Source organism: Acinetobacter rongchengensis (genome assembly GCF_003611475.1).
Taxonomy (GTDB): domain Bacteria; phylum Pseudomonadota; class Gammaproteobacteria; order Pseudomonadales; family Moraxellaceae; genus Acinetobacter; species Acinetobacter rongchengensis.
Genome location: NZ_RAXT01000154.1, coordinates 1 through 1,200, shown reverse-complemented (window position 1 = coordinate 1,200; position 1,200 = coordinate 1). Strand labels below are relative to the sequence as shown.

Sequence of the window (1,200 nt, the reverse complement as noted above, 5' to 3'; positions counted from 1 at the left end):
TCTTCAAATTAACATAGGGACTGGCTTTGTTGCATAAAGGTTTGAAAGATAGAGCGATCCTAATTGAGCCAAATTCAAGTGACAACTTGGGTGTGAGGGCGCCCCAATTCTGTGAATTTGTTCAAGACGGCTACGCGTGCATGAATCTCATTCACCTGACTAGGAAAACTCCTTGCTGTTAATTTATCGCCTAATAATTTGATGCAATGCATCTTGGTTTCCACCAAACTTCGACGATGATAACCAGACCACTTTTTCCAAAGTGACCTTCCTAGCAGTTTGACTGTTTTCAATAACTCATTTCGTTCTATAGACCTGACTTGCTGATCTTTCCAAGGCTTTGCATTCTTCCTGGGTGGAATGACCGCATGTGCATCACGATTTAAAATGACTTGTCGGCAGTGCTTTGTGTCATAAGCACCATCTGTATAGACTGAATCAATTCGTTCATCCAAGGGAACTTGAGAAAGTAAATCTTCGAGCACTTGTGAATCGCTGACATTATTTGTCGTGAGTTGTACTGCACGTATTTGAAGGGTTTCAGCTTCTATAGCAATATGGAGCTTACGCCATTGGCGACGATATTCAGATCCATGTTTCTTGCATTTCCATTCACCTTCACCTAGAAACTTCAAGCCAGTAGAGTCCACGAGTAGATGCAGACCATCTCTACTTTTTTGGTAGCTAATTGTAATATCTGAATAGCCACTGATTTTGTAGGCACCTTTCAGTCCATCTAGTGACTAATTAATTTGTTTTAAATACCGATAGACAGCCTGTCTACTGATACCAAACGCTTTTGCCAGATCAACTTTTGATGAATACTTCCCTTCTTTCCAGGCTTGCAGTAATGCTTTAGCTTGATCTGGATTCAATTTATGGACACGACCTTTATATTTGCCCTGAGCTGCTGCGATCTTAATCCCTTCTTTCTGACGTTCTAAGATAATTTCCCGCTCGAATTGAGCAAAAGCACCCATCAGTTGCAGCATCAAATTATCCATCGGCGTGGATTGGGCAGTAAAAGTAATATTCTCTTTTACAAACTGGATGGCGATCCCTCTTTTGACCAGTTTATCTACTTCAGTGACCAAATCTTTTAGACTTCGTGCAAAACGATCCATGGAATGTACAATCACCCTATCCCCTTCCCGGACATAGTTCAACATTTCTTGAAATTTCGGTCGGTCGGTATTTTTA

At 41.0% G+C, this 1,200-nt stretch carries 1 protein-coding gene and 1 pseudogene; both read right to left on the bottom strand.

Going from position 1 to position 1,200, the window contains the following annotated elements; translation table 11 throughout:
• Positions 1-74: 74 nt before the first annotated feature.
• Positions 75-698: pseudogene (locus D7V20_RS19215) on the bottom strand (IS5 family transposase); the annotation flags it as partial.
• Between the two features lie 45 nt (positions 699-743).
• A partial coding sequence (locus tag D7V20_RS19210) for a recombinase family protein (RefSeq protein WP_033917584.1) occupies positions 744-1,200 on the bottom strand: 457 nt, incomplete at its 5' end.